The sequence below is a fragment of the Frankia sp. CoBUL1 genome (assembly GCF_978021245.1).
Genome location: NZ_CDXDOS010000232.1, coordinates 1 through 5,378 on the forward strand (window position 1 = coordinate 1; position 5,378 = coordinate 5,378).

Here is a 5,378-nt window from a genome sequence, read left to right on the forward strand (position 1 = left end):
CACCCGGACCGTCTTCTCCCCCGCCCGGGCGGGGCTGATCCGGCCGCGTAAGCGAATATCCGGCGGTCTCGGGATACCCGGATGGACCTCTCGCGACCGGCCCGGCCTGCGGCATGGGGGGGTACGGGTGGCCGGGCTGATGCGGATAACCCGACGGCACCGGTGGGCCGGGGTAACCCGGCTGCCCCGGCTGGACCGGGCCGCCACGTCGCCTGCTCGCCACCTGCCGCGTGCCCAGTGGCCGGTGCCGGCGCCACTGCCGCCGAACAGCCCAGAGGAGGGCCAGGGATGCGACGGCGCCGGCCGCCGGCGCGACGTCGTGGCCGGCGTCCAGCACCAGCAGGTAGAGGGCCATCAGCCCGCTGAAGACGTAGCCGGTGACGAAGAACGCGAAGGGCCGCAGGTTCAGCCGGCTCACCACGTCCGTGTTCCGGAGCAGGATCGCCGGCACCAGCCAGATGAGGAAACCGAAGAAGAGCGCCGTAAGCGGCGCGAAAAACAGGTACCCGAGGAACGCTGCCATGATCAGAGGTCCGGCGGTCGTCGAGGGTCAGGCCGGGCCGGGAGCGGCGGGGACGTCTGCGCTGTGCGCCACCGTCGGGGTGCCGTCGAAGTACGGGCCGAGGGCGGCACGCCAGCGGACAAACCGCTCCGACTCCCGGAAGTTCGTCAGATGGGCGTCCAGGCTGTCCCACTCGACGAGCAGCACGAAACTCGACGGTGACTCGACCCCGCGGGTCATCCGCGCGGAACGACAGCCCGGCGTGCCGACGAGCTCCGCACGCACCCCGTGATACGCGGCGACGAAATCCTCCTCGCTGCCCGGTTTGATGTCGAACCGGGCAACTTCGAGGACCGCTCCGGCGGGCCGCCCGCCGTCCCGCCTCTCACTCGCCATGGATGATCCTGAAACTCATACCGCCCAGTCTGGCAGCATCGGGAGATCTGCGGTCCGCCAACATGAACCATGACCACGCCAAACACACCCGGGCGCCCACCCGGCCCGCCGCCGGGCCGCTGGCGCTCTCCACCCGTGGGCCTCGTCCCGCTCCCGGGCCGAGAATTCAGTTCGCCATGTCGACGAACCGTGAGTAATGACCCTGGAAGGCGACGGTGACGGTGCCAGTTGGCCCGTTGCGGTGCTTGGCGATGATGAGGTCCGCCTCGCCGGCGCGCGCCGACTCCTTCTCGACCGTGTCCTCCCGGTACAGCAGGATCACCGCGTCGGCGTCCTGCTCCAGGCTTCCGGACTCGCGCAGGTCGGAGACCTGGGGACGCTTATCGGCCCGCTGCTCGGAGGCGCGGTTGAGCTGGGAGATGGCGACCACCGGAACGTCGAGCTCCTTGGCGAGCAGCTTCAGCGACCGCGAGATCTCGCTGACCTCCTGCTGACGGTTCTCCACTTTCTTGGGCGACGACATCAGCTGCAGGTAGTCGAGGATCACCAGACGCAGCTCGTTGCGCTGCTTCAACCGCCGGGCCTTCGCCCGGACCTCCATCATCGTCAGGTGCGGGCTGTCGTCGATGAACAGCGGGGCCTCCGCGACCTCGCCTATCCGGCGGGCCAGGCGACCCCAGTCGTCGTCGGTGAGCCGGCCCGTGCGGATGTTCTGCAGGGACACCCGCGCCTCGGCGGACAACAGCCGCATGGTGATCTCCATGCGGCTCATCTCCAGCGAAAAGATGACCGACGCCATCCCGTTCTTGATCGACGCCGCCCGGGCGAAGTCCAGGCCGAGGGTCGACTTGCCCACGGCAGGCCTGGCCGCGACGATCCACAGCTGGCCGCCGTGCAGGCCGTTGGTCAGCTCGTCGAGGTCGACGAAACCGGTGGGCACCCCGGTCAGCGAACCGTCGTGCCCCTGGATGGACTCGATCTCCTCCAACGCCGGGTTGAGCAGCTCCCCCAGCGGCAGGTAGTCCTCGTTCGCCCGGCGCTCGGTCACCTCGTACACGGCCGCCTGGGCGCGGTCGACGACGTCGCTGACGTCCGGAGCCGCGCCGTAGGCGAGCTGCACGATGCGGGTGCCGGCCTCCGCGAGGCGGCGCAGGATCGCCTTCTCCGCGACGATACGGGCGTAGTACCCAGCGTTGGCCGCGGTGGGCACGCTCGAGATGAGGGTGTGCATGTAGGCCGGACCGCCCACCCGTTCGAGCAGATCGCGGCGGCTGAGCTCGGCGGCGACGCTGATGACGTCCGCAGGCTCCCCCCGGCCGTAGAGATCGCCGATGACCTCGTACACGAGGCCGTGCGCGGGACGGTAGAAGTCACCCGTCCGCAGGACCTCGACAACGTCGGCGATGGCGTCTTTCGACAGCAGCATGCCGCCGAGCACACTCTGCTCAGCGGGCAGGTCGTGCGGGGGAGTCCGGTCGAACTCTGCGCTCCCACCGGAACCACGCGAGATCTCGGTGACGCTCACGACGCACCCTCCCGGGACTCTCGTAGACCCGCATTCGAACGAATGTTCGTACAGATCGGAACCGCTGTCAACGAACCGCTCCGCCCCCGACCGGCCGGGGCTCCCAGCAGGGACCGAACGGGCGGCGCCCGGTGAGCCTCTCGCCGGGCGCCGCCCGCGTCGCCGAAGGAGACCTGGCCCGATCAGGCTAGAAGTACCTTCCTCGGCCTGGAGGGTCCGACCTTACGGACCGGCGGGTACACCCACCAAAAAGTTATCCACAGGCCCTTGTGGAAAAGCTGTGGGTAACCGGCCGAAACCTGGGGAGGACATCGGGACGGAAACCGGAGACCTGTGGACACCCGAGACCACAACCTCGACGAAACCTAGCTGGCAGGCGCCTGCATCCCGAGTGCCCTGTGGATGAGAAAAAGTTTCGGATCTGGTCGTCGCCCCTTGCCCCACGCACAACGGGCTCCCCTGGCCGACCACCTGAGACGGTCGGCCAGGGGAGCCCGTACAGCGAGCGCGGCGGTACAGCGGGAGAAACGGCGGATGCCACCCCGTCAGACCCGCCACCCCGTCAGACCCGCCTGACCTCGGGCCCATCCGGCCGCGATCAGGCCCGCCCTGCCCTGGTCAGGCCTGCGTGACCTGGAGCTTCACGGTCGCGGTCACCTCGGGATGCAGATGCACGGCGACGGTGTAGGCGCCCAGGGACTTGATCGGCGTGGTGAGCTCGACGCGGCGCCGGTCGAGCTCGGGGCCACCCGCGGCGGTCACCGCCTCCACCACATCGGCCGCCGTCACGGAACCGAACAGGCGGCCTTCCTTGCCCGCCCGGCTGGTCAGCTCGACCTTGAGGCCACCGAGCTGACCGGCGATCTCCTGAGCGTGCCCGAGATCACGAACCGCGCGGGCCGACCGGGCCCGCTTGATCTGCTCGACCTGACGCTCCGCGCCCTTGGTCGCGAGGATCGCGTACCGGCGGGGCACGAGGTAGTTACGCCCGTACCCGTTCGCGACCTCCACAATGTCACCCGGGCTGCCGAGACCGGGGACCTCCTGGGTCAGGATGAGCTTCATTGCCACCCCTTACCGGGCCGAGGCGGTGTAGGGCAGCAGCGCCATCTCGCGGCTGTTCTTCACCGCCGTCGCCACGTCGCGCTGGTGCTGGCTGCAGTTACCGCTCACCCGACGGGCCCGGATTTTACCCCGGTCGGAGATGTACTTGCGCAGCAGCGAAGTGTCCTTGAAGTCGATGTAGTCGACCTTGTCCTTGCAGAAAACGCAAACCTTCTTCTTGGGCTTGCGCACGGCCGCCTTGGCCATGGGTGTGCTCCTACCTCGTTGTGTCGTTCGCGAGGACGACGACCGGCCGCTCAAAACGGTGGCTCGTCGGAGTAGCCGCCGGCCGGTTGCGACCAGGGGTCATCGATGGGTGCTCCACCACTACCGCCGCCGTAGCCGCCGCCGGCCGGAACGCCCGCGGGAACACCGGCAGGTGCGCCGTAGCCGCCTCCGCCACCGCCACCGTAACCGCCACCGCCCCCGTAACCGCCGCCACCAGCACCGCCACCGCCACGCGCGGCCTTGACGACCTTGGCGGTGGCGTAGCGCAGGCTCGGACCGATCTCGTCGACGTCGAGCTCGATCACGGTGCGCTTCTCACCCTCGCGGGTCTCGAACGACCGCTGCTTGAGGCGGCCGGTGACGATGACCCGAGCGCCCTTCTGCAGCGATTCGGCGACGTGCTCCGCCGCCTGGCGCCAGATGGAGCAGCGCAGGAACAGCGCCTCGCCGTCCTTCCACTCGTTGGTCTGGCGGTCGAGGGTGCGCGGCGTGGATGCGACGGTGAAGCTGGCGACCGCGGCACCGTTCGGGGTAAACCTCAGTTCGGGGTCGTTGGCTAGGTTGCCGACGACGGTGATGACGGTTTCACCGGCCATGGGCACTCTCCCGGAGATCGGCGGCCCACGACGGCAGGGGGACTGCCGTCGCAGCGGACCGGATCATGCCGCCGCCCGGCGGCTCTGACGTGGCTTCTTCGGCTCTGGAAGCCGGATGACCTTGGTGCGGATGACCGACTCGTTGAGGACGAGCTGACGGTCGAGCTCGGCGACGACGTCGGGCTCCGCATGCAGGTCGATGACGGCGTAGATGCCTTCGTGACTCTTGGCGATCTCGTAGGCGAGCCGGCGCCGGCCCCAGACATCGACCTTCTCCACCACGCCGCCGCCCTGACGGACGACACCGAGGTACTGGTCGAGAGAGGGCGCGACAGTGCGTTCCTCGAGGTCAGCATCGAGGATCACCATGAGCTCATAATGACGTGCCAAGGCTGAACCCACCTCCTGTGGACTCTGGCGGCCACGGATCTTCCGTGGCAGGAGGGACCGCGACCGGAACCTGTGCCGTCTCGAACGTGCTCGACGCGATGGATCTGGGAGGGAACCGCCCGTCAGCACATCCGGACGATCATCAGGGCACGCGGGCCACCCGGAGCCGCGCCGACCAATCATGACGAGTGGTCGGCCTGGACCAGCGAATGGACACACGTACACCGGCGCACGGCATGTCCGGCCGAGCTTACTCGATTCCCCCGGGGGCCCTGGCGGCCCCGACCACGAGAACCACGCGAAGCCACGCCGTGAACACCCCGGCGAGGCAGACGAGGTTCACCGTGACCAGGAGGCCACGCATGTGCCGGGAGGGGGAGGGATCCGCGAGGGCGAACACGAGCACCGCGAGCGCCGCGGCGACCGCGACCACCGCGAGCATGCGGGCAGCCGGCTGCGGACCGACGCGCCCGGACCCGGAACCGCCGTGGCCGCCCGGGGAAGAGTCGTGGTCGCTCCCGGACGGGTCGCCGCCGACGTCCCCGGTGCCGGGCTCGGGCTGACCCGGCTGGACATCCTGCCTGTCCACAGCATTGCCTCCCGTAGTTCCAAACGCCGAAGGCGAGGCGACGGAAAC

8 protein-coding genes are annotated in these 5,378 nt (G+C 69.2%); all 8 read right to left on the bottom strand.

The genetic code is table 11. From position 1 onward, the window contains the following. Nucleotides 1-523: hypothetical protein (locus tag AC08OX_RS14460; RefSeq protein WP_476608301.1), on the bottom strand; the 523-nt coding region annotated here is incomplete at its 3' end. 27 nt (nucleotides 524-550) lie between these two features. Next, nucleotides 551-898, bottom strand: a complete 348-nt coding sequence (locus AC08OX_RS14465) for an antibiotic biosynthesis monooxygenase family protein (RefSeq protein ID WP_476608302.1) — start codon at nucleotides 896-898, stop codon at nucleotides 551-553. Nucleotides 899-1,064: 166 nt separating this feature from the next. Next, entirely contained in the window at nucleotides 1,065-2,423 is a 1,359-nt protein-coding gene (gene dnaB / locus AC08OX_RS14470; RefSeq protein ID WP_476608303.1) for a replicative DNA helicase, read from the bottom strand. Between the two features lie 618 nt (nucleotides 2,424-3,041). After that, nucleotides 3,042-3,488 carry a 50S ribosomal protein L9 gene (rplI, locus tag AC08OX_RS14475; protein WP_011438873.1) on the bottom strand — a complete coding sequence of 149 codons (447 nt, stop codon included), beginning with the start codon at nucleotides 3,486-3,488 and terminating at the stop codon, nucleotides 3,042-3,044. 9 nt (nucleotides 3,489-3,497) lie between these two features. After that, nucleotides 3,498-3,734: a 30S ribosomal protein S18 gene (gene rpsR / locus AC08OX_RS14480; protein WP_011438874.1), complete on the bottom strand. Its 237-nt coding sequence runs from the start codon at nucleotides 3,732-3,734 to the stop codon at nucleotides 3,498-3,500. Between the two features lie 50 nt (nucleotides 3,735-3,784). Further along, nucleotides 3,785-4,351 carry a single-stranded DNA-binding protein gene (locus AC08OX_RS14485; protein ID WP_476608304.1) on the bottom strand — a complete coding sequence of 189 codons (567 nt, stop codon included), beginning with the start codon at nucleotides 4,349-4,351 and terminating at the stop codon, nucleotides 3,785-3,787. Between the two features lie 63 nt (nucleotides 4,352-4,414). Then, on the bottom strand, nucleotides 4,415-4,741 hold the full coding sequence (rpsF, locus tag AC08OX_RS14490; RefSeq protein ID WP_476608305.1) for a 30S ribosomal protein S6: 327 nt from the start codon (nucleotides 4,739-4,741) through the stop codon (nucleotides 4,415-4,417). A 250-nt stretch (nucleotides 4,742-4,991) separates the two neighbouring features. Next, nucleotides 4,992-5,330, bottom strand: coding sequence for a hypothetical protein (locus AC08OX_RS14495; protein WP_476608306.1), 339 nt, complete (start codon nucleotides 5,328-5,330; stop codon nucleotides 4,992-4,994). Between the last annotated feature and the right edge of the window lie 48 nt (nucleotides 5,331-5,378).